At 42.6% G+C, this 21,791-nt stretch carries 25 protein-coding genes and 1 rRNA gene; 13 read left to right on the top strand and 13 right to left on the bottom strand.

Going from position 1 to position 21,791, the window contains the following annotated elements; translation table 11 throughout:
- The 6 genes from HZC12_00810 to rplM all read right to left on the bottom strand — a co-directional run.
- Positions 1–274: class I tRNA ligase family protein (locus HZC12_00810; protein ID MBI5025275.1), on the bottom strand; the 274-nt coding region annotated here is incomplete at its 3' end.
- Between the two features lie 147 nt (positions 275–421).
- Positions 422–1,411, bottom strand: coding sequence for a response regulator (locus HZC12_00805; protein MBI5025274.1), 990 nt, complete (start codon positions 1,409–1,411; stop codon positions 422–424).
- A 101-nt stretch (positions 1,412–1,512) separates the two neighbouring features.
- The gene (argJ, locus tag HZC12_00800; GenBank protein MBI5025273.1) at positions 1,513–2,718 is read right to left on the bottom strand and encodes a bifunctional glutamate N-acetyltransferase/amino-acid acetyltransferase ArgJ; all 1,206 of its coding nucleotides are present in this window, start codon (positions 2,716–2,718) and stop codon (positions 1,513–1,515) included.
- Positions 2,718–3,767 (bottom strand): N-acetyl-gamma-glutamyl-phosphate reductase, encoded by a 1,050-nt coding sequence (locus HZC12_00795; GenBank protein MBI5025272.1) that lies wholly within the window; start codon positions 3,765–3,767, stop codon positions 2,718–2,720. Before HZC12_00795 ends, argJ begins: the two co-directional genes overlap by 1 nt.
- Before the next feature lie 29 nt (positions 3,768–3,796).
- Complete coding sequence (gene rpsI, locus HZC12_00790; GenBank protein ID MBI5025271.1) at positions 3,797–4,189, bottom strand: 30S ribosomal protein S9; 393 nt, start codon at positions 4,187–4,189, stop codon at positions 3,797–3,799.
- A 13-nt stretch (positions 4,190–4,202) separates the two neighbouring features.
- Positions 4,203–4,640 (bottom strand): 50S ribosomal protein L13, encoded by a 438-nt coding sequence (gene rplM, locus HZC12_00785; protein ID MBI5025270.1) that lies wholly within the window; start codon positions 4,638–4,640, stop codon positions 4,203–4,205.
- A 111-nt stretch (positions 4,641–4,751) separates the two neighbouring features.
- Here rplM and lysA point away from each other — a divergent pair, with 111 nt between their 5' ends.
- Genes lysA through dapB form a run of 4 tightly spaced genes read left to right on the top strand, consistent with a single transcriptional unit; the run spans position 4,752 to position 7,880 of the window.
- A complete protein-coding gene (gene lysA, locus HZC12_00780; GenBank protein MBI5025269.1) occupies positions 4,752–6,008 on the top strand; it encodes a diaminopimelate decarboxylase in 1,257 nt (418 codons plus the stop codon).
- On the top strand, positions 6,005–6,886 hold the full coding sequence (locus HZC12_00775) for a diaminopimelate epimerase (GenBank protein ID MBI5025268.1): 882 nt from the start codon (positions 6,005–6,007) through the stop codon (positions 6,884–6,886). Before lysA ends, HZC12_00775 begins: the two co-directional genes overlap by 4 nt.
- A gap of 2 nt (positions 6,887–6,888) precedes the next feature.
- A complete protein-coding gene (locus HZC12_00770; GenBank protein MBI5025267.1) occupies positions 6,889–7,077 on the top strand; it encodes a DNA gyrase inhibitor YacG in 189 nt (62 codons plus the stop codon).
- Positions 7,074–7,880, top strand: a complete 807-nt coding sequence (dapB, locus tag HZC12_00765; GenBank protein ID MBI5025266.1) for a 4-hydroxy-tetrahydrodipicolinate reductase — start codon at positions 7,074–7,076, stop codon at positions 7,878–7,880. The genes HZC12_00770 and dapB overlap by 4 nt, the downstream gene beginning before the upstream one ends.
- Positions 7,881–8,250: 370 nt before the next feature.
- Here the strand turns inward: dapB and HZC12_00760 are convergent, their stop codons facing one another.
- The 4 genes from HZC12_00760 to HZC12_00745 all read right to left on the bottom strand — a co-directional run bounded on the left by HZC12_00760 (position 8,251) and on the right by HZC12_00745 (position 10,412).
- Positions 8,251–8,679 carry a peptidylprolyl isomerase gene (locus HZC12_00760; protein MBI5025265.1) on the bottom strand — a complete coding sequence of 143 codons (429 nt, stop codon included), beginning with the start codon at positions 8,677–8,679 and terminating at the stop codon, positions 8,251–8,253.
- Positions 8,680–9,152: 473 nt separating this feature from the next.
- Complete coding sequence (locus tag HZC12_00755; protein MBI5025264.1) at positions 9,153–9,380, bottom strand: CopG family transcriptional regulator; 228 nt, start codon at positions 9,378–9,380, stop codon at positions 9,153–9,155.
- Positions 9,367–9,630, bottom strand: a complete 264-nt coding sequence (locus HZC12_00750) for a BrnT family toxin (GenBank protein MBI5025263.1) — start codon at positions 9,628–9,630, stop codon at positions 9,367–9,369. Before HZC12_00750 ends, HZC12_00755 begins: the two co-directional genes overlap by 14 nt.
- 110 nt (positions 9,631–9,740) lie before the next feature.
- Positions 9,741–10,412, bottom strand: a complete 672-nt coding sequence (locus HZC12_00745; GenBank protein ID MBI5025262.1) for a transposase — start codon at positions 10,410–10,412, stop codon at positions 9,741–9,743.
- Positions 10,413–10,546: 134 nt separating this feature from the next.
- On the opposite strand from HZC12_00745, the gene HZC12_00740 reads away from it, so the two are divergent.
- The 8 genes from HZC12_00740 to mutS all read left to right on the top strand — a co-directional run bounded on the left by HZC12_00740 (position 10,547) and on the right by mutS (position 17,914).
- Positions 10,547–11,797, top strand: a complete 1,251-nt coding sequence (locus HZC12_00740; protein MBI5025261.1) for an NAD(P)H-hydrate epimerase — start codon at positions 10,547–10,549, stop codon at positions 11,795–11,797.
- A complete protein-coding gene (locus HZC12_00735) occupies positions 11,775–11,990 on the top strand; it encodes a hypothetical protein (protein ID MBI5025260.1) in 216 nt (71 codons plus the stop codon). Before HZC12_00740 ends, HZC12_00735 begins: the two co-directional genes overlap by 23 nt.
- Positions 11,987–12,691 carry a peptidoglycan editing factor PgeF gene (gene pgeF, locus HZC12_00730; protein ID MBI5025259.1) on the top strand — a complete coding sequence of 235 codons (705 nt, stop codon included), beginning with the start codon at positions 11,987–11,989 and terminating at the stop codon, positions 12,689–12,691. Before HZC12_00735 ends, pgeF begins: the two co-directional genes overlap by 4 nt.
- Before the next feature lie 66 nt (positions 12,692–12,757).
- Positions 12,758–13,219: a CBS domain-containing protein gene (locus HZC12_00725; protein MBI5025258.1), complete on the top strand. Its 462-nt coding sequence runs from the start codon at positions 12,758–12,760 to the stop codon at positions 13,217–13,219.
- Positions 13,203–13,616: a tRNA (adenosine(37)-N6)-threonylcarbamoyltransferase complex ATPase subunit type 1 TsaE gene (gene tsaE / locus HZC12_00720; GenBank protein MBI5025257.1), complete on the top strand. Its 414-nt coding sequence runs from the start codon at positions 13,203–13,205 to the stop codon at positions 13,614–13,616. Before HZC12_00725 ends, tsaE begins: the two co-directional genes overlap by 17 nt.
- A 43-nt stretch (positions 13,617–13,659) precedes the next feature.
- Complete coding sequence (locus HZC12_00715) at positions 13,660–14,508, top strand: NAD(+)/NADH kinase (GenBank protein MBI5025256.1); 849 nt, start codon at positions 13,660–13,662, stop codon at positions 14,506–14,508.
- Positions 14,509–14,533: 25 nt separating this feature from the next.
- Complete coding sequence (locus HZC12_00710; GenBank protein ID MBI5025255.1) at positions 14,534–15,244, top strand: uracil-DNA glycosylase; 711 nt, start codon at positions 14,534–14,536, stop codon at positions 15,242–15,244.
- Between the two features lie 57 nt (positions 15,245–15,301).
- On the top strand, positions 15,302–17,914 hold the full coding sequence (mutS, locus tag HZC12_00705) for a DNA mismatch repair protein MutS (protein ID MBI5025254.1): 2,613 nt from the start codon (positions 15,302–15,304) through the stop codon (positions 17,912–17,914).
- A 299-nt stretch (positions 17,915–18,213) separates the two neighbouring features.
- On the opposite strand, the gene HZC12_00700 is transcribed toward mutS, so the two are convergent.
- A complete protein-coding gene (locus HZC12_00700) occupies positions 18,214–18,489 on the bottom strand; it encodes a rhodanese-like domain-containing protein (GenBank protein MBI5025253.1) in 276 nt (91 codons plus the stop codon).
- A gap of 174 nt (positions 18,490–18,663) precedes the next feature.
- Here HZC12_00700 and HZC12_00695 point away from each other — a divergent pair, with 174 nt between their 5' ends.
- Complete coding sequence (locus tag HZC12_00695; GenBank protein ID MBI5025252.1) at positions 18,664–19,701, top strand: LysM peptidoglycan-binding domain-containing protein; 1,038 nt, start codon at positions 18,664–18,666, stop codon at positions 19,699–19,701.
- 74 nt (positions 19,702–19,775) lie between these two features.
- Here the strand turns inward: HZC12_00695 and HZC12_00690 are convergent, their stop codons facing one another.
- Positions 19,776–21,218, bottom strand: coding sequence for a sigma-70 family RNA polymerase sigma factor (locus HZC12_00690; protein ID MBI5025251.1), 1,443 nt, complete (start codon positions 21,216–21,218; stop codon positions 19,776–19,778).
- A 120-nt stretch (positions 21,219–21,338) separates the two neighbouring features.
- Positions 21,339–21,791, bottom strand: a 23S ribosomal RNA gene (locus tag HZC12_00685); the annotation flags it as partial.

The following is a 21,791-nucleotide window of genomic DNA, read 5'->3' as shown; positions in this document are numbered from 1 at the left end:
CAACCACATTCTGAGTGGCAATACCAGCATGGTCTGTCCCTGGAAGCCACAGGACATTGTATCCGGACATCCTCTTCCACCGGATAATAATATCCTGGAGGGTTACATTCAATGCATGCCCCATATGAAGGGCGCCTGTCACATTAGGTGGCGGGATTACTATGGAATAATGAGGCAAAGGACTTTCTGAATCAGCATGGAAATAGCCCTTTTCAACCCAGAAACTATACCACTTCTCCTCCATCCCTTTATGTTCATAACTCTTTCCGATCATTTTCTATCTTGTATCTCAAAGAAAAGCGGGGATTCGGATTGCCCTCTTCCCCGCCTGTAATCAAACTCAAAGTTCAAAAGGAAAAATTTAAAATAAAGGAATCCTTAATTTTACATTTTTAATTTTAATTTTTAAATTTTGCATTATTTACTCCGCCCTTATTTTTTCTATTTCCTTCTTAACGAGTGTTTCTGCTATATCGGGTATTGTTTCCCACGCAACTTTCTCAATGACATTTCTTAAGGTTATAATTAAAGAGCCCTGCACAACATCCTTAATAACCCTCTCGGAAACTTCAGGTATAACTTCCCAGACGATTTTTTCTATGGTGTCTTTAAAAACAGCAGTCAGAACGTCTGAGAGTGCAGACTTCAAATTAACATCAATAGAAGCCTTTAATCCTGAGGTAGCATTAAGCATGCTATTTTTTATAATACCTTCTATCTCAAATGCAGAAGGGATTGATCTGCCAATAACTTCCTTCATAGCCTTCATTAAGTCCTCTTTACTCATAGTCCCGATGCTTCGGGAGACACCTGATACAGCTTTTTCAGCAACCTCTTCTAAAAATGGCTCTGCCTCTATAACTGTTTCCTCCGCACTAACCGGTACTTCCTCCCGAATCTCTTCTGCCTCCGGAACAACAAAAGCTTCTTCAGCCACCTCTATGCCGCTCAGTGTCTCCGAAGGCTCAAGAGGAGTAACTTCTTCAAAGGCCCAGAGATCTTCCTCTATTGGCGCTGCCTCTGCAATGCTTTCAGAAGCTGGTTTTAAAGAAAGAACAGAATTAATTTTGTTCAGCAGTTCCTGAGACTCGAACGGTTTTGTTATATGGTCATCGGCACCTGCCTCTTTGACCTTTTTTTCGTCAAAAGCCTCAAAGGCTGGAACAAGAAGGATTACAGGTATATCATTAAAGGAGGGGTCGCTCTTCAGTGTCTTACAGAGTTCATAGCCGTCCATTTTTGGCATCTCAATATCTGCCAGTACAATATCCGGACTTTCTTCCCTGATGGCGTCCATTGCCTCCACGCCATCGCTAACCGCTTTTATGTCAAAACCCTCTTCTGAGAGTATAAGTTCGACAACTTTCTGGATGGTAATACTGTCGTCGGCCAGGAGCAGTTTAGTACCCATATTCCCTCCCTTATTTTTCAAAAATTGTATTGCTATAACAGGAAAAAGTCAAGCATAATTTATTTTTCCCCAAAATAGAGAGAGGGAAGGAGGTGTTAAATTTAAGACCTGTAAGCTGAGTTGATCTTCACGTATTTTTCAGTGAGGTCGCATGTCAGTACTTTTGCCTGCGCATGCCCCACGCCTATATTAACAATAATATTGATTTCATTGCGGGAGAGGGTGTCCTTAATCGCCTTATCCTTATTGGTTCCTATGCCTTTTGAAACTATTTTAAGGCCATTGATATATATATCTATTCTGTTTTCTTCTACATCTATTCCTGCATAGCCTATAGCAGCCATAATTCGCCCCCAGTTAGCATCTCCACCGTAAATAGCGGTTTTTACCAGATTTGAGTTGGCTATAGAAAAAGCCACTACCTCAGCGTCAGACTCGGTCTTAGCTCCTTTAACTGTAACCTCGATGAGTTTGGTTGCACCCTCGCCATCTCTGGCAATCATTCGCGATAGGTTGTAGGTCACTTCATTCAGGGCCGTCTGAAAATTAGAGAACTGGGAAGAGTTTAGTTCTATTGGTTTGTTATTAAGGCAGCCATTGGCCATGATTATGATGGTGTCATTTGTGCTTGTATCTCCATCAATGGTCAGCCTGTTAAAGGATTTTTTTGTGGCCTCTCTGAGGGCTTTATTAATGGCCCTGTGGTCAACAGCAATATCCGTCATGATAAAGCCAAGCATTGTGGCCATCCCTGAAACAGGGTTCAGGGCAAGCTTAGGATGAATCATGCCAGCCCCCTTGGCTATGCCTGCAATCGTCCCTGTTTTGCCTTTTATTTTTATCTTTTTCATAAATATTTTTGGAAAGGTATCAGTTGTCATTATTGCCCTGGCAACATCTTCAATTGTATGGGAAGATAATTTTTTTGCTGCCTCAGGTATTGCATGCCTTATCTTTTCCATTGGGAGATATTCCCCTATAATACCGGTAGAGGCGATGTAAACTAATTCGGGATTTATCCCGAGCTCTTTTGCAGTTATATCAACCATTTCTCCGGCATCTCTGAGCCCCTGAATACCTGTGCATGCGTTGGCATTACCGCTGTTTACAATGATTGCCTGCCCCCTGCCTGAGGCCAGTTTGCTGATGTCTAATTTTACAGAGGCGGCTTTTATTTTATTGGTGGTAAACAGACCTGCTACGGTGGCTTCGACTTCTGAAAAGATCAAGGCCAGGTCTTTTTTAGTAGCTTTTGTTTTTTTTATTCCTGCAGATATGGCTGAAAATTTAAACCCCGGGACAAGCATCACGGATAAGCCGGGATTGTCTTAAGGCCGACTGTCTCATCAAAACCATACATTATGTTCATGTTTTGCACAGCCTGACCAGCGCCTCCCTTCAGCAGATTATCTATTGCTGTAACTATTATAAGGGAGTTCTTGCGTTGATTGTAGAAAATAGCTATATCACAGAAATTAGTCCCTTTAACTGACTTTGTGTTTGGGTACGTTCCATTTTTCAGCACCCTGATGAAAGGTTCATGCAGATAGAAATTATGATAGAGCTGCCATGCCTGCACGAGCTTCAGGTTTTTTTTAAGCGGGACATAGATGGTACTCAGAATACCTCTGTCCATTGGGATAAGATGAGGGGTAAAAGTAATTGTGATTCGTCTTTTTGAGATTGAACTGAGTTCCTGCTCTATTTCAGGGGTATGTCTGTGTGTCATAACGGCGTATGCTTTAACTGATTCGTTTGCTTCGGAAAACATGTATGAGAGTTCTGGATTTCTCCCTGCCCCTGATATGCCTGACTTTGAATCCGCAATAATACAATCAGTATCTATAACATCAATGATACCTTCTCCCATTAATGGAGCAAGGCCTAAGATTATACAGGTTGGATAACACCCGGGATTGGCAATTATCCTGGCTTTTTCTATTTTTTTCCTATAAAGTTCAGATAAACCATATACAGCAGTTTTTAAAAGTTCGGGGAATTTATGGGAGGTCTTATACCATTCCTCATAAACCTCAGGACTCTTTAATCTATAATCAGCAGAGAGGTCAATTACTTTCTTGTTGGCCTTGTGAAGATGGGCTACAACCTCCTGAGATTTTTTATGGGGAAGACAGAGAAAGAATAGTTCGGCTTTTCCTGCGAGCTTTCTCAAATTCAGGGCCTCAAAAGTCAAATCTTTTGCAGGGTACATATGAGGAAATACATCGGAAATTGATTTGCCAGCGAAGCGTTCAGATGTAACAGCCGTTATTTCTACTTGAGAATGGTTCTGGAGGAGTCTTAAAAGTTCTCCACCTGTGTAACCACTGCCACCGAGGATAGCTACCTTTAACATTTATATACCGTAATGCGTAATCCGCTTTCTTATCTCTTTGAGAACTGGAATCTTTTTCTTGCGGCCTTCTGTCCGTATTTTTTCCTCTCTTTAACACGAGGGTCTCTCGTTAAAAAACCTTCTTTTTTTAACCTGCCTTTAAGGTCAGAGTTGAATTGAACCAGTGCCCTTGCAATACCGTGCCGCACGGCCCCGGCCTGCCCTGTCATTCCGCCTCCAGAAACTTTAACATTAATGTCATATTTGTTAGAGGCAGATGCTACTTCTAAGGGTTGTCTTACAATCATTTTTAGTGTCTCTTGCGGAAAGTATTCGTTGATGGCCATCTCATTGATATTTATACTCCCTGTTCCGGGTTTGATAGTAACTCTTGCTATTGATGTCTTTCTCCTGCCAGTAGCGTAATATTGAATTTCAGCCATATTATGTAGCTCCTTATTTTAATCCCACCATTGTGGGGGACGGCTTCTGGGATTCGTGGGGGTGCTCTGCGCCCCTGTAGACCTTTAATTTTTTCAACTGGTCCCTGCCGAGTCTATTTTTTGGAAGCATTCCCCACACTGCCATTGTAATTACCTTTTCAGGTTTTCGTTTCATGAGATCTTTTAGAGTCTCTTGCTTTAGGCCTCCTGGATAACCTGAATGACGGCTGTATATTTTATTCTGAAGTTTATTGCCTGTAAACACAGTTTTTTCAGCATTTATTACTATGACGAAATCGCCTGTATCCACATGAGGAGTGAAAATTGGCTTGTCCTTGCCTCTTAAGATTGTGGCTACTTTTGAGGCGAGTCTGCCCAATATCATGCCGCTTGCATCTACAAGATGCCATTTTTTTTCCACATCACCTTTTTTAGCAAATACTGTATTCATTAAAATATGTCCACCTTTTTAATCCCAGGATTAAATACCATAATCGAATATACCTTTATTTGTCAAGAGTTTTGACTTTTTACATTGCCGTATGGTAAAAAATCTAAGAAAATGCATGATTTTCTTTACAAAAAAGGCGAGCTTTATGCTGAGGACATCCCTGTAAGACAAATCTCGGAAAAGGTAGGAACTCCGCTCTATATCTACAGCCACAGGACCCTTCTAAGGCACTTTAATGCATTCAAGAAGGCATTTAATGGTTTCCCTCATTTGATATGCTTTGCCCTCAAGGCCAATTCAAATGGTGCAATTCTAAGGCTTTTTGCAAAGCAAGGTGGCGGAGCGGATATTGTTTCTGGCGGAGAGCTTTTCAGGGCCATCAGGGCAGGAATTCAGCCAAAGAGAATAGTCTATGCAGGGGTTGGCAAGACCGAGGATGAGATCAGATACGCCCTTAAGACAGGAATACTTATGTTTAATGTGGAGTCTTCTGATGAACTGAAAGCTATTGATAAATTTGCAGGGCAGATGGGTGTAAAAGCTCCGATTGCGCTCAGGGTCAATCCGGATATAGACCCGGAAACACATCCTTATATTTCCACAGGCCTCAGGAAACACAAATTTGGCATCCCCATAGAAGAGGCGCTTGAATATTACAGGCTTGCGAGGCAGTTACCCAACATAAAGATCCTCGGTGTTCATAAGCATATAGGCTCTCAGATTACAAAGGTTTCTCCCTTTGTCGATGCGCTGAAAAAAGTACTCCTGCTTGTGGAGGGCTTAAAACTTCAGGGTATGGAGATAAAGTATCTGGATGTTGGAGGAGGACTGGGGATACCCTATAACGATGAAGAACCGCCAAAACCTGAAGACCTTGCGCGGGCACTCCTGCCATTACTTAAGGGCAAGGGTTTTACCCTCATCCTGGAACCAGGAAGGTCAATTGCAGGAAATGCAGGAATCCTTGTGACAAAGGTGCTATACACTAAGAAAGGCATTGAAAAGGAGTTTATAATTGTAGATGCCGGGATGAATGACTTTGCGAGGCCGAGTTTGTACGGCGCCTTTCACAAAATTTTGCCTGTCACAAAAAGAAAGCGTCAGAAAGTCTTTGCAGATGTTGTCGGGCCAATATGCGAGTCCTCAGACTTTCTTGCGAGAGACAGAGAAATCGAGAGACCTTCTCAGGGAGAGATTTTAGCTTTGATAGGTGCCGGGGCATATGGATTTTCTATGAGCTCAAACTACAACAGCCGCCCAAGAATAGCCGAGGTCATGGTTAAGGGAAAAGAGTTCTTTGTGGTGAGAGATAGAGAGGATTATAAAGACCTTGTCAGAGGCGAGAGGATCCCGGGTTTTTTGAAATGAAGTTTACAAAAATGCATGGCCTTGGCAATGATTTCATCCTTATTGATTGCATGGAGAGGACATTGCCCCGTCCATCAAATGTATCAAAGAAACTATGCCACAGGAGATTTGGCATTGGTGCAGACCAGGTATTGCTCCTTCATAAATCTAAGATTGCTGACTTCAGGATGCGGATATTCAATGCTGATGGTGGTGAAGTGGAAATGTGCGGCAATGGCATAAGGTGCCTTGCAAAGTATATCTGGGACAATAAGATGTCAAACAAAAAAAACCTGAGGATTGAGACCCTCGCTGGTATTATAACTGTGGAAAGGGCTGGGAATATGGTTAGAGTCGATATGGGTGAGCCTGTGCTTGAGCCAGAAAAAATACCTGTCAATTTAAGTCATAAGTCAGAAGCCAGAAGTCAGAAGTCCAAAAGCGAAGACTCGTTACTCGTTACTCGTTACTCGTCACTGATTATCGACTATCCCATTAGGATCAGTGATAGAGAATTTAAGATAACCTGTGTCTCAATGGGCAACCCGCATACAATTATATTTGTAAATGATACAGATGATTTTCCTGTTACCCATTATGGCCCTTTAATTGAAAACCACCAGCTTTTCCCAAAAAGGACAAATGTTGAATTCACACAGGTAATTGATGCAAAGAATATAAAATTAAGGGTATGGGAAAGGGGCTCTGGAGAAACCATGGCATGCGGCACAGGAGCTTCTGCAGCAGCAGTTGCCTGCCATCTAAAAGGCCTGACAGGTAGGGATATAAAGGTTCATCTGCCTGGTGGTGAGCTGTTTATTGAATGGTCTGGAAAAGACAATCACATCTATATGACAGGTCCTGCTGTTGAGGTCTTCAGGGGAGATATTGGACTCTGACAATGCCTGATGTGAAGATAGTTTGTCCCATATGTAAGAAAGAATTGGAATTGAAGGATAATCCTTTTAGACCCTTTTGTTCTGAAAGGTGTAAACTAATTGATTTAGGCACCTGGGCATCCGGGGAATATAAGATTGAAGGAAGGCCTGAGGATGAGGGAGGCGGAAGGACTCAGAAGGAGGAGCAATGACAATTAAGATAATTGTGTCAGGCGCAACAGGCAGGATGGGAAGCCGCATTATAGCGCTTCACAGGGAGTATCCAGACATTGAGCTTGCAGGTGCCCTGGAGCGTAAGGGCCACGAAGGGCTCGGCAGGGACATAGGTGATATGCTCGGGCTTGGCACACTCGGCATAAAACTCAGCAGCGAGATAAAAGATTTTATTACCAGGGCAAATATCTTGATTGAATTCTCTCATCCCAAAGCGACTCTCGAACACCTGAGAGAAGCTTCAGAAAAAGGATGCTCGGCGGTAATTGGCACAACAGGCTTTACGCAGGAGGATTTGGAGGAGATAAAAAACCTTGCAAAAAAAATTCCCTGCGTTTTTGCACCGAACATGAGTGTTGGCGTAAATCTGCTGTTAAAAGTGCTCGGGGATGTTGCTAAAGTTTTAGGCAATGACTATGACATAGAAATTGTTGAGGCTCATCACAGGTTAAAAAAAGATGCTCCATCTGGCACTGCCCTTAAAATGGCTCAGGTAATTGCATCTGCCCTCGATAGGAATCTTGACGATGTGGCGGTTTATGCCAGAAAAGGAATGATTGGAGAGAGGACGAAAAAAGAAATAGGCATACAGACAATAAGGGCAGGCGATATTGTTGGAGAGCACACAGTAATATTTGGTGGCCTCGGCGAAAGGATAGAGATAACCCACAAGGCATCAAGCAGAGATGCTTTTGCGAGGGGAGCATTAAAGGCAGCCATCTGGGTGCATGGTAAACCTGCAGGGCTGTATGATATGCAGGACGTATTAGGGCTTAAATAATGCAAATCGCCTAATCAAAATCTATTGTGAAATTAAATCGCTAAATCATTTAAAAATCTACCCGATTCCTTTAGAGCAACGAGATAGTTACTAAGGCGGTCATAAGTAAGAGCACATATGAAACTCATCCTTCTTGTCATTGCGGCTTGTCCGCAATCCTTCTTGAACAAAACCTGATTTAACCACGAAGAACACGAAGGGCATGAAGAAAAAATTAAAGCTTTCTTTTTATCTCACTTCGTGATCTTCGTGCCCTTCGTGGTTTATGATTTCCTATGCTTCAAGAAAGATTCCCGACGAGCCCCGCACCAGACGGTGCAGGGGCAAGCGGGAATGACACGGAATGTAGCCTTACTTATAAACTTATTAGTTAAATGATCTCTATGAGCTGGATATCGAAGATTAGGTTTTTCCCAGCCAGAGGATGATTGGCATCTAACGTCACATGTGATTCGGAGGCTTGAATTACTGCGACTATAATTGCTTGACCATTTGGTTGACGGAGTTCAAGCTGTTGACCTATCTCTGGCTGAATACTTGGTGGGAATTGATTTACAGGTATATCTAATACCATTTCTTTACGGTATGGTCCATAGGCTTCATCTGAAGGAATGGTAATGGTTTTTGATTCATTCGGATTCATACCTATTATGCCTTTTTCAAAGCCCTGGATTACCTGATTCTCACCTATTTTAAATTGCAGAGGTTCGCGACCAATAGAAGTGTCGAATACTGTTCCATCTTCCAATTTACCTGTGTAGTGGATTTTGACCGTATCACCATGTTTTGCCTGTGTCATTTCTTGCTCCTTTTGTTTTGTAGTAAACCCCGTTAGAATTTCACACGGGGCATTCTAACGGGGCAAATAAAGTTCTAACGATATTATTAGATAGTTTTTATAAATTATGCCAAAATTGAAAACAGTTGGCAAGCTTTATTTTAATTTTTTATAGATACCTCTCTTCAGGTGGGTTCAATTTTGCAAATTGAACCCTTTAGTTTGAAAATGTGATGAGGCTGAAAGACTGGGCATGGTCATCTGCAAATCATAGGAATAAAATTGTTATTGAGCCAGGACTAAATGAAATATTAAATATTTCGGGTTTCAAGTTACAAACTTGAACCCGAAAAGAAAACCGTATTGGGAAATCAAGTCAGAGCTGAATGCAGTCTTGATAAAAAATAAGGAAATTATTTTTATTTTAATTTCCGCTTAGGATCGTTTTTTCTCTTGACAAGCGGAGGCCTTATAAGTGTTAGCATCATATATATTCAAGATGCCTTTTCAAGACGCTCTGCTACCCAGACTTTGATGATGGATTGCCGAGGCACACCCAAACGTCTTGCTTCTTTATCCAATAAGTGTATCATCCACAAAGGGAAATCTACATTTACTCTTTTCTGCTCTTGCTCAGGTCTCCTTGCTTTTGATATATCAAGGTATTTGGTAATATCCTCTTTGCCTTCGTCAAATTTCTTATCAAACTCACGCGCTTTCATATATATCAACCTCCTCTTTTCTGGATCGGCGTACTGAAATAATTCTTATCTTTTCAGTCCGATATGTAATAATTCCTGACCAGTGCTTTTCTGATATTGTTCCTATTACCAAAAATCTTGGTTCATCACTGGTCTTTACTGGAATCTCAATAAAGTCTGGGTCATCCCATAATTCCTGCGCCTCGTAAAAATCAATACCGTGTTTCTGCTTGTTGCTTTTACTTTTCCTGGGGTCGAACTCAAACTCCATAGTATAATTATTATACCTTAAATATACCTGCAGTCAATAATAATTTTGAATACAAAATACAGGAATACAAAATCAGTACAAAATACAGGGACACATCCCATATTTTCCGTTTAATCCTTCTTCTTTTTCGGTCTCCCAGGAGATTTTAACGTGAATCTCCTCTGAAGTTTCTTTTCCATTTTGCTAACAAATTGTTCGCTTCCTAATGGTCTGCCTGTCCTCGTATAATATCTTATCTCATTCATCTCGTTTTCTGATCCACGCGAGCTAATAAATTTTGCATAATCCCTTCTCTGTCCTTCAGTAAATAGTTCTTCCCCCAATACATCGTCTTTTATTCCATTTATATGTGCCCGTGCACTTGAGTGAGAAAACTCTTCTGCCCTGTTCACTATTCTTGCTCGCATAGGGTTTTGTTCGATATATCGTGCTACGGCCCACAAATATTTCTCTTTGTCAATTATGCAGGAATGGTATCTGCTCTCCCATAGTCTTCCTGTTCTTTTATATGTTCTGTTGACATACTGCGTGTAACACAGAGTTAATCCCTGCATCATCTTATAAAGCGACACTTCTTCAAGCGGTTTTGCCAATAGGTGTACATGATTGCTCATTAAGCAATAAGCAAGGATTGTCGTACCCCACTTTTCTGAATATTTCTTTAATAAAGACAAATATTTGTCTTTGTCTTTATCATGAAAGAAGATCTTCTCTCTGTTATTTCCTCTTTGTACGATATGATGAGGATACCTAACAGCCACTCCCCTTGCTATCCTTGGCATGCAGGATTCTACAAAGTTAGTTCTGCAATGTCAAGAAATATGGGATGTGTCCCTGTATTTTTTGCTATCCTTGGCATGCAGGATTCTACAAAGTTAGGTATCATTTTAAATTAAGAAAGGATTAATATATACCAATGCTCAAGGTAGTGACTGCTGAAGAGATGCGCGAGATAGACAGGAAGACCATCGAGGACTATGGTGTTTCAGGCATTGTCCTCATGGAAAAGGCAGGGCTTTCTGTTGCAAAGAGGATTAAAAAACTTTTCAAGAAACAAAAAGTTGTTGTCCTTTCTGGCGGCGGAAATAACGGCGGTGACGGTATGGTTGCAGCAAGGAAACTCCATAATGAAGGGTGGCCTGTAAAGGCATTCCTCTTTGCAGAGGTGAAAGGGCTTAATGGAGAGGCGCTTGAGAGTTTTAAGAAGGCGAAGAGGTCAGGTGTCTGTATTGAGACTAATAAAAAACTTTCTGAAAAAGACATCGACAATGCAATAATTGTTGATGCCCTTTTAGGCACAGGGCTAAGCAAAAATGTAAGGCCTCCTTTATCTGAAGTGATTAATAAAACGAACATATCCTCAAGCCCTGTTATCTCTATCGACATTCCATCAGGGATTTCTTCTGATACAGGTCAAGTTATGGGTTGCGCAGTTAAGGCTAATTTTACTGTTACCTTTGGCCTTCCAAAGAGAGGGCACTTCCTGTATCCAGGTGCAGGGCATACCGGGAAACTGTTTATCGAAGGCATAGGTTTTCCTGAAAACCTCATCAATTCTGAAAAACTCACGGTTGAACTTGTTGAGAAAAAGGATATGTCTATGTTATTGCCTAAAAGGCCAAAGTATTCCCATAAAGGTGATTACGGGCATGTCCTTGTTGTTGCTGGTTCAAAAGGAAAGACAGGAGCAGCCCTTATGGCTGCAAAGGCGTGTTTGAGGGCAGGTGCAGGGCTTGTGACAATAGGAGTTCCTGAATCTCTTATGGATGTATTTCACTCGAGGGTTACAGAGGAGATGACCCTCCCGCTTCCGGATGCCGGAGACGGAACATTATCATCAAAAGCAATTGGTAAAATACTTAATTTTCTTTCAGGGAAGGCAGATGTGCTTGCAATAGGCCCTGGAATCTCAACAGGCAGGGAGATATCGAAAATTGTTGATTCCCTCATAACAAAATCAACTGTGCCCATAATAATAGATGCTGATGCTCTGAATGCCCTGGGGAAGAATAGAAATATTCTGAAAGAGGCAAAGGCGACATTGATTCTCACACCCCATCCTGGCGAGATGTCGAGGATTACAGGAAAGGCAGTAAAGGATATCGAAGCTGACAGGATTAACTCTGCAATTGAGTTACCCGGGCATGGCCACAGCAGGAGCCGGTGATGTGCTCACGGGTATTTTAGCTGGCCTGGTGGCCCAGAAGATGAAAATTATTGATGCACTGAGATTGGGAGTGTATATCCATGGCCTTGCTGGTGATATTGCATCAGAGAGAAAAACCGAGATGGCCATGATTGCCGGGGATATAATTGAAATGATTCCTGATGCTTTCAGGAATCTCGGAGGTTTGAATTGATCGAGCCATTTATAGTGCCGGACAACATGAAGGGCAGCCGTATCAGGGCCTTTTTTACAACAAAAGCACTGGATGGCAGTAACCTTACCCTCTCGCAGGAAATTGGAATACCGCCTGATAAGATTTATATGCCTATTCAAAAACACACGAATAAGGTTTATATATTGAGGGATAGTGAGGAACCAGTAATAGCAGATGCTGTATTAACCAGGAAGAGCAATGTTTTGATAGGGGTTGCAGTGGCTGACTGTGTGCCCATACTTTTATACGACCCTGTAAGAATGACTGTTGGCGCTGTTCACGCTGGATGGAGAGGCACTGCCCAGGGAATTTTAAGCGAGGCCATTGACTCTATGGCACGCAATTTTTATACAAAGGTGGAAGACATTTTTATAGCCATGGGTCCGAGCATAAGGGGCTGCTGCTACACAGTGGGCTTTGATGTTATTGCAGCAATAAAAAAGTCGGTGCGACTCGATTCCGAGACTGCAGAAGGCAACTTCGTGAGCAGTAAAGGAGATGCCTTTTATTTAGACCTTGTGGAAGCAAACAAAACACAGGCCATTTCTCTCGGTGTGAGCGAGAAAAAAATATGGATTTCCCCTGAATGCACTTTCTGCAACAGCAGCAAATTTTATTCTTACAGGTATGCTAAGGGTACAACCGGCAGGCAGGGCGGGTATATAGGTCTTACAGGCTGAGAAAGAGGAAGTGTGTGGTGTGTTTATGATTAAACGTGGTAATATAAAAAAATTTCAGGAGAACCTATGCTAAAAGCAAAAGATATAATGACAAAGGATGTTATAACCGTCAAGCCAGATGCCACAGTTGAGGAGCTTGCAAAGTTACTGACCGAAAACAGGATAAGTGGTGCCCCTGTGGTCGATGATGATGGAAAGCTTACAGGGATCGTTACTGAGAATGACCTTATAAGCCAGAATAAGAGGCTTCATATCCCGACTGTCATCAGGCTTTTTGATGCGTTTTTCTTTATTGAGGGCCTTGGCAAGGTTGAAAGGGAAATTAAAAAAATGGCCGCCTATATAGTGGCTGATATAATGACAGCAGATGTAGTGACGGTTAATGAAGAGACCCCTTTGCAGGAGATAGCCACTATAATGATAGAGAAAAAGATTCACCTGCTTCCTGTCCTCAGGGAAGGAAAGGTAGTGGGTATTGTTGGCAAAGCGGACATCGTCAGGGCAATGGCTGGTGAAGCTGATAAGTAGGAGTCCTGAGGAGACAAAGGAGATTGGTTTCAGGCTGGGCAGGACACTCAAGCCCGGAGATGTAGTGTGTCTCTATGGAGAGCTTGGAGCAGGGAAGACAATAATGGTAAAAGGCATAGCGAGATCCCTCGGGATAAATGAGAGGGATATAACAAGTGCAAGTTTTGTTATTATCGCTGAATATCAGGGAAGAGTGCCTTTTTATCATATTGACCTCTATCGCATTGAAGGAGAAAACATAGGCGAGCTCGGCCTCAGGGAATATCTGGGCGGCGATGGCATTGCGGCTATTGAATGGGCTGAAAAAGCCGAATCAGAGGTCCCCGAAGGCGCCATAAAAATAAACCTCAAGATAACAGGTGAGAAGGAGCGGGAGATTGAATTGCCGTCAGAGTAGTGAGCATGTCGAAATAGTGAGCGTGTCGAACTAAATGGCAGATATAAAGAAAATAGCATTAATATGCAAAGCTGGCAGACCAGAGGCCATCGAAGTTGTGAAGGCCCTTTTGCCGTGGCTCAGGGAACGGGGTATTGAGGCTTTTGTTGATCTGGAATCAGCAACAGATTTGAATATAAAGGGTTATCCAAGGCCTGAAATCCCATCCCTTGTAGATGTTATTATTGTCCTCGGCGGAGATGGTACTCTGTTAAGTGTTGCCCGACTTGTTGGAGACAGGGGTGTGCCGATACTCGGCGTAAACCTTGGCGGCCTTGGATTTATTACAGAGGTGACCATATCTGAGATTTATGAGAGCATCGAAAAGATCGTCTCCAATCAGTGCCCATCCGAAGAGAGGGTGATGCTTACTGCCCGTATCCACCGCCACAGGGAAAGCATTGCTGAATATAGCGTCCTTAATGATGTGGTTATAAATAAGGGTGCCCTTGCGAGGATGATTGAGCTGGATACCTATATAAATCACCGGTATGTGACGAGCTTCAGGGCTGATGGCCTGATTGTTTCCACGCCTACAGGCTCAACGGCCTATTCCCTTTCTGCAGGAGGACCTATATTGTATCCAACACTCGAATCTTTTGTAATGACCCCTATATGCCCTCATACACTGACCAACAGACCCATTGTCCTGCCTGACAGCTTCGTTGTTGAGGCCGTTATAAAAGCAGGTGAAGATGTCTTTCTTACACTTGATGGACAGGTTGGATTTTCATTAAAAGTAGGTGATACTGTTGAAGTTAAAAAAGCGCGTTTCAAGACAAAACTCCTCCTTCCCAGCAGCAGGGATTATTTTCAGGTATTAAGGGCCAAACTCAAATGGGGAGAACGATAGAAAAGTTAAAAGTTAAAAGTTAAAAATGGCAAATATTACAGATGATATAAAGAACATTCTTGAGTTCTACCAGGCGCTGGGCTTTGAAAGGCTACCAATTAAAACAGTTACGAGTAAAAAACACAACTCCAAACTAAACTCGTCACTCGTCACTCATCACTCGTCACTTAAAAGTAAGGAGGCTGCTTTAAATGCCCTGCGAGAAGAGATTGGTAACTGCAAGCGATGTAAACTCTCAAAAGGCCGCACCAATATTGTGTTTGGCGAAGGAGACCCTGAGGCAGAAATCATGTTCATAGGGGAAGCCCCTGGCAAGGATGAAGATATTCAGGGACGCCCCTTTGTTGGAGATGCTGGAAAACTCCTTACCAGCCTTATCGAAAAAATGGGGTTCAAGAGAGAAGAAGTCTACATAGCCAATATTATAAAATGCAGGCCCCCTTATAACAGAGACCCTGAAGAAGATGAGATAAATACCTGCAAACAGTTTATCGAAAGGCAGATAAAGATAATTAACCCAAAGGTGATTGTATCCCTCGGCAGGGTTTCAGCACAGAGCCTGCTCATGACAAAAATACCAATAAGCAAGCTGAGAGGACAGCTTTTTAACTATGCAGGGATACCGTTCATACCAACATTTCATCCAGCCTATTTACTGAGAAACCCGAAGGACAAATGGCTTACGTGGAAAGACGCCCAGGCTGTCCTTAAGCTTTTAAAGCAGGCAGTGGAGTGACGCCTTAGGGTGTATTTGTATTCCACGTGTCTTAGGGATAAGCAGGAAGGTTAATCAATGAGTGAGCTAACACCCTTAATGAGACAATACAGCGAAATAAAAAGTAATCATCCCGATTCCATTCTTTTTTTCCGCCTCGGTGATTTTTATGAGATGTTCGGGGAGGATGCAGTTATTGCTTCCAGAACACTTCAGATAGCGCTCACTACAAGAGACAGGGGAAAAGAGGCACCTGTGCCTATGTGTGGTGTGCCTTATTTTACAGCGGATACTTATATAGCAAAGATGATAAAGGCAGGATATAAGGTAGCCCTGTGCGAGCAGGTCGAGGACCCAAGGGAGGCAAAGGGGATAGTTAAAAGGGAAGTGGTAAATGTTTTTACCCCTGGCACCTTTTCTCCCGAAGACCCCAGAGAGAATAACTACATAATGAGTTTTTTTCTGAAAGAAAACCTTATCGGCATTGCTGTAGCAGATATAACAACAGGAGAATTTCTGGTTTACGAGTCCATAGAGGACTTAAGGGATGAGATAAGCAGGTTTGAACCAAAAGAAATACTTTTACCTTTGAGCCTCAAAAATAACCCATTGGCGGCAGATAATCTTGATGGTTTTTATCTTACCCCTTATGATGACCTGCATTTCGATTATCTCGAATCATACAGGGCACTTTTAAAGCATTTCAGGGTGGCTTCCCTTGACGGTTATGGGTGTGAGGGTATGGTGGTTGCCGTATCTGCTGCCGGTGCCCTGATAAACTATCTTGAAAATAACCAGAAAGGAAATCTGAGTTTCAAAAAAATCAATGTCCTCAGAAGGGCATCCTGCATGTTCCTCGATGCAGCAACCCTGCGAAACCTCGAAATTACCAAGAACGTGAGAGATGGCGACAGGGATGGTAGCCTCCTCGGTATTCTTGATGAGACCATTACCCCGATGGGTGGCAGGCTTTTAAGGTCATGGCTTCACAGGCCACTTATAGAGCTTAATGAGATAAAACTCAGACAGGATGCAATTGATATATTACTTGATAACAAGAGATATTCTAAACTGCGGGGACTTTTAAAGGGGATTTCCGACATAGAGAGGCTGGCATCAAGAATATCTTTCGGTTCAGCCAATGCGAGAGACCTGCTGTCTTTAAAAGCCTCTTTAAAAATAGTCCCTGAGATTAAACAGCTTCTTGCTCTGCATAGCGATAATCTCCTCTGTGATTTAAACAGGCAGATTGATGAGTTTTTTGATGCCGTAAACTTAATAGAATCCGCAATTGCAGATAACCCTCCGATAAGCCTGAAGGATGGTGGTTTAATAAAAACAGGTTTTAACAGGGATGTTGATGAGCTGAGACAGATTAGCGGCAGTGCCAGGGATTTTATAGCAGCTATCGAGGCAAAAGAGAGGCAGAGGACGGGGATAAACTCTCTTAAAGTAGGGTATAACAGGGTTTTTGGTTATTACATAGAAATTACAAAAGCTAATCTTTCCCAGGTCCCGGCTGATTATATAAGGAAACAGACCCTCGCAGGTGGCGAGCGATTTATAACGCCTGAACTCAAAGAATACGAGGCTAAGGTTCTGGGGGCTGAAGACAGGCTGAAAAACCTTGAGTATGAGATTTTTCAAGAAGTGCGCTTAAAGATTTCAGGAGAAACAGAGCGGCTTCAGAGGGCTGCGCTTGCAATAGCTACATTAGATGCCCTCTCAAGCCTTGCCCACGTGGCTGAGAAATATAATTATGCGCGGCCTCTGGTTGATGATGGAGATACAATCCACATCACTGAAGGCAGGCACCCTGTGCTTGAGAGGATGCATCTCGGTGAGAGATTTGTGCCTAACAATGCCCTTCTTGATTCAGGGGACAACAATATCTTAGTTATCACAGGGCCGAACATGGCAGGAAAGTCGACTTATATGAGGCAAATAGCCCTCATTGTTTTAATGGCCCAGATTGGTAGTTTTGTCCCTGCTGAGAATGCGAGGGTTGGTTATGTTGACAGGATATATACAAGGATTGGCGCATCAGATGTTATAACAAAAGGTCAGAGCACATTTATGGTGGAGATGACAGAGACTGCAAATATTCTAAATAATGCAACTGAAAGAAGCCTGATAATCCTCGATGAAGTTGGAAGGGGAACGAGCACATTTGACGGTATCAGCATTGCATGGGCAGTGGCTGAGTATATTGCAAGACAGATAAAGGCAAGGACACTCTTTGCAACCCACTACCATGAGCTGACAGAGCTTGCGCTTGTTCTTAATGGAGTGAAGAATTTCAATATTGCTGTAAAGGAGTGGGGAGACGAAATAATCTTTCTCAGGAAGATCGAAGAAGGCCCTACTAATAAAAGTTATGGCATTCAGGTGGCAAGACTGGCCGGCCTGCCTGAAGATATACTTGAAAGGGCAAAGGAGATTCTTTACAACCTCGAGAGGGCTGAGCTCAACGAACTCGGCGCGCCAAAGATTGCTTACAGCCCCCAGGCCGCGGATAAGTCCCGAAGCTTCGGGACTGGATTTCGTAAAAGCCAGCTTGACCTTTTTACCACGCAGGCAGACCCTGTAATAAAAGAACTCCTCGGTCTTGATATCCTTAACCTGACTCCCATAGAGGCGCTTAACAAGCTGTATGAGATGAGGAGAAAGCTTTCGGACAAACCCAAATAATGTAAAAAACCACAGAGGACACAGAGAAACTACTATGGACACAGATTTTCACAGATATACACAGATAATTAATTATTTAATTCTTCATACTTAGTATCCTGGCGATCTGTGTTAATCTGTGTCCAAAAATGAAAGATATTGCTGTTTTCCTCTGTGAACTCTGTGGCAGATTAATTTTGCAGTTCGCTTTTCTCCACGCTGTATCCTTTGGCCCTCCACTCGGGCATTCCTCCAACAAAGATGGTAATGTTGGTATAACCTGCTCTGGAGGCTGCGACCGCAGCCTGCTGGCTTAATCCTCAGGCTGTTCCACGGCAATAAAATATTAAGGCACGCTTCTTGTTTTTCGGGAGGTATTGCTCGATTTCCTTATGCTTCTCAGGAGCTATATTTATAGCACCTGGTATATGGCCTTCTCTATATTCGGTCTCTGTCCTCGCATCAACTATGACTACTTTCTTTTTTTTATCGATCATCGTTTTAAGTTCTTCTGCATTTATGACCTTACTGTTTCCTTGAGCTAAAGCAATGGCAGGCAAAAGAATGGATAAAGACAATATCAAAAACAGCCTCAATTTAGCCTCCTTCAGAATGATCTAAAACACCTCTATTTTAACAAAGTTTTTAAAATTCTTGCACATGGCTCTTTTTTCAGGGCCTAAAACGTTTCAGGTTCTAAAAAGACTTGACATAAAACGTGTAGTTAGATATGTTTATTCTATGATTTGATAAAAATTTGGAGGAATAATATGAGAAAAATATTCTGGTTTTTGATCTTTTCTGTCATTTTCATCCCTGTATTAAACGCCCAGGAAAAGCCCTCAGAAGAATACACCGTCAAAAAGGGGGATACGCTGTGGGATATCTCCTCTGACAAGCTCAGAGGACCCTTCCTCTGGCCTAAAGTCTGGAAAGAGAATCCTGATATTAAAAACCCAGATCTTATATATCCGGGGCAGAAAATAAAAATCCCTCTTAAAAAAGAAAGGGAAGTTGTTACTCCAGTTAAAGAAACTGTTACTCCAGAGGCCGAAGTCCCCAAAGTCGAAGCCCCACCTGCACCTCCTGTAGAAGAACCTGTGGTTAAAGAAGAAATAATTAAAGAAGAAAAGCCAGTGGCTATTGTGGAGGAGGTTAAAGAGGCTCCCAAAAAATATATCATTGATAAAAACCTCTATATTGCAAGTGGCTATATCTCCAATACAGTTCCAGGTATTGGTGAGATAATCAGCTCTCCTGGAGGGCGTACTCTGTTCGGCAGAGAAGACATAGTGTATTTTAATGTAGCAGGCACAAAAGCAGGCGATAAATTTTTTGTCCTCAGAGCAATAAAAAAAGTCAAGCATCCAAAATCAGGCCAACAAATGGGGTATCTTATAAGAATCCTGGGTATTGTTGAAACTCTTGGCATGGACAATGGAACGCCGAAAGGAAAAATTATCACATCTTTTGAAGATATCGGGATTAAAGATAAATTAATTCCCTATTCTGACATGGCGCCACCCGTAGCACCTAAGCCTCCTATAGAAGCCCAAAATGTACGTGGTTATATCGTAGAGTCCCATTTCACAAAAGTTGCCAATGCTGAGGCAGATATCCTTTATCTTGATAAGGGTGAGAAAGACGGCCTTCAGGTAGGTAATGTCTTTTCGTTAATCTCAGAAGTCCCTGTTGAGAGGAACATTGGTTCCCTTCAAATAATATCCTTACAACCTGAGACAGCAACAGCTATGGTATTGAAAAGCAGCGAGGAAATAATGACAGGAGGGGTCTGGGCAAAAAAATAGTTTAAAATTATTGAGTCGAGGCTGTTACCAAACAACACAGCCTCGACTCTCATACTAATTTGTGGACTGCTCCATTAGGTAGTAGCCACAAGTGTCTTGAGGGCCTTTAGCCTGCTTGGGTGTTTAAGCTTTCTTAATGCCTTTGCTTCTATCTGTCTTACCCTCTCCCTCGTAATAGAAAGGTATCTCCCAACTTCTTCAAGGGTATGATCTCTTTCAGCTCCTATACCAAACCTCATTCTTATAACCTTTTCCTCTTTTGGAGTCAGGGTTGTTAAAATCTCCTGGATTTGCTCTGATATTTCTTTCCTCTCTGCATCAGAGTATGGTGAAGGGCTGTTTTTATCTCCTATAAAGTCTTCAAGTTCTGTATCTTCATCCCCCACCGGAGTCTGCAGCGCAATTGGATCCTGGATTGCCCTGAAAACCTCCTCCACTTTTCTAACAGGAACTGCAAGCTTTGAGGCAATTTCTTCATTAGTCGGCTCCCTGCCGAGGGTCTGGGTGAGCTCCCTCGACGCCTTGGAAACTCTGTTATAAAATTCCATCATGTGTACAGGAACTCTGATAGTCTTAGTCTGGTCTATCAGTGCCCGTGTTATAGCCTGTCTTATCCACCATGTCGCATAAGTGCTAAACTTGAAGCCTTTCTCGTATTTAAACTTATCTACTGCCTTCATCAGGCCAATATTGCCCTCCTGAATCAAGTCAAGAAGGGAAAGCCCCCTGCCAACATAATTTTTGGCAATGTTCACAACCAGCCTCAGGTTTCTGGTAATTAATTCATTCTTGGCTTCCTGCACAAGGGCCTGAACTTTATGTATCCTGTCCCACATTGACTCTAACTGTTCTATACTTACACCAACCTCATCCTCAATTTTTTTGAATGCCTTCTGTATTTCCTTAGCAAGAGCTTCCATGTCTGCTACTTTTTTAACTCTCACTCTCTTCTTGCTTTTTTCTTCTCTAATCAACTTCCTTAATGCTTTTAGTGAACCTCCGTAGGACAATAACCTTGTTTTTGCAGCCTCTATCTCTTTTACTGATGCCGTCAGTTTGTCCAAAACCCTCAAGGTAACCTCATCAGCTCGTTCGTCTTCGGTCAGTACAAGGTCATCAACACCATCAAAGCTTCTTTCTACCTTTTTAGTTAATGGAAGAGTAGATAAAACTTCTCTGATAATATTTTTCCCCTCTTCCAGTTTCTTTGCAAGCTCTACCTCCTCGTCTCTTGTGAGAATAGAGATATCTCCCATTGAATGAAAATAAGCCTGAACGAGGTCTTCTGTCTTTTCGTATTCCTCAACTTCTTCTTCCTCGATCTCTTCCTCCGGAGGTAATACCTCCTCATGATCAAGAACCCTGACCCCCATGTCATGAAGAAGATCCATTAAATCTTCTATTTCATCTGGAGTAAAGAACTCAGCGGGCAAAGCTTCATTTATCTCGTCGTAGGTCAAAACCCCACGTCTTTTGCCCATATCTATTATTTCATCAAATACGTCTTTCTCTCTCATTTATCTTATCTCTGTATAGATCCTTCTAACTTTACTCTTTAGCATAAAAAAGAGCCCACCTTCCATTGTGGGCATAATTTTTTTACTTTTTTCTTTGGCAACTGCAGGCATTAAGTAAGGGGGTCAAGGCACACGGCCTATTAGTACTGGTTAGCTAAAGTCGTTACCAACCTTACACACCCAGCCTATCAATCCCGTAGTCTACGGGTGGCCTTCAGTGCCGATTTCTCGGCAGGGAGACTTTATCTCAGGGTGGGCTTCACGCTTAGATGCTTTCAGCGTTTATCCCATCCGAACATAGCTACTGAGTATTGCCCTTGGCAGGACAACTCACACACCAGAGGTCCGTCCATCCCGGTCCTCTCGTACTAAGGACAGCTCCCTTCAAGTCTCCTGCGCCCACGACAGATAGGGACCGAACTGTCTCACGACGTTCTGAACCCAACTCACGTACCGCTTTAATGGGCGAACAGCCCAACCCTTGGGACCTACTTCAGCCCCAGGATGCGATGAGTCGACATCGAGGTGCCAAACCGGGTCGTCGATGTGAACTCTTGGACCCGATAAGCCTGT

Source organism: Nitrospirota bacterium (assembly GCA_016214385.1).
Lineage (GTDB): Bacteria > Nitrospirota > Thermodesulfovibrionia > UBA6902 > JACROP01 > JACROP01.
The sequence above is the reverse complement of the archived record's forward strand: the minus strand, read 5'-3'. Positions and strand labels throughout refer to the sequence as shown.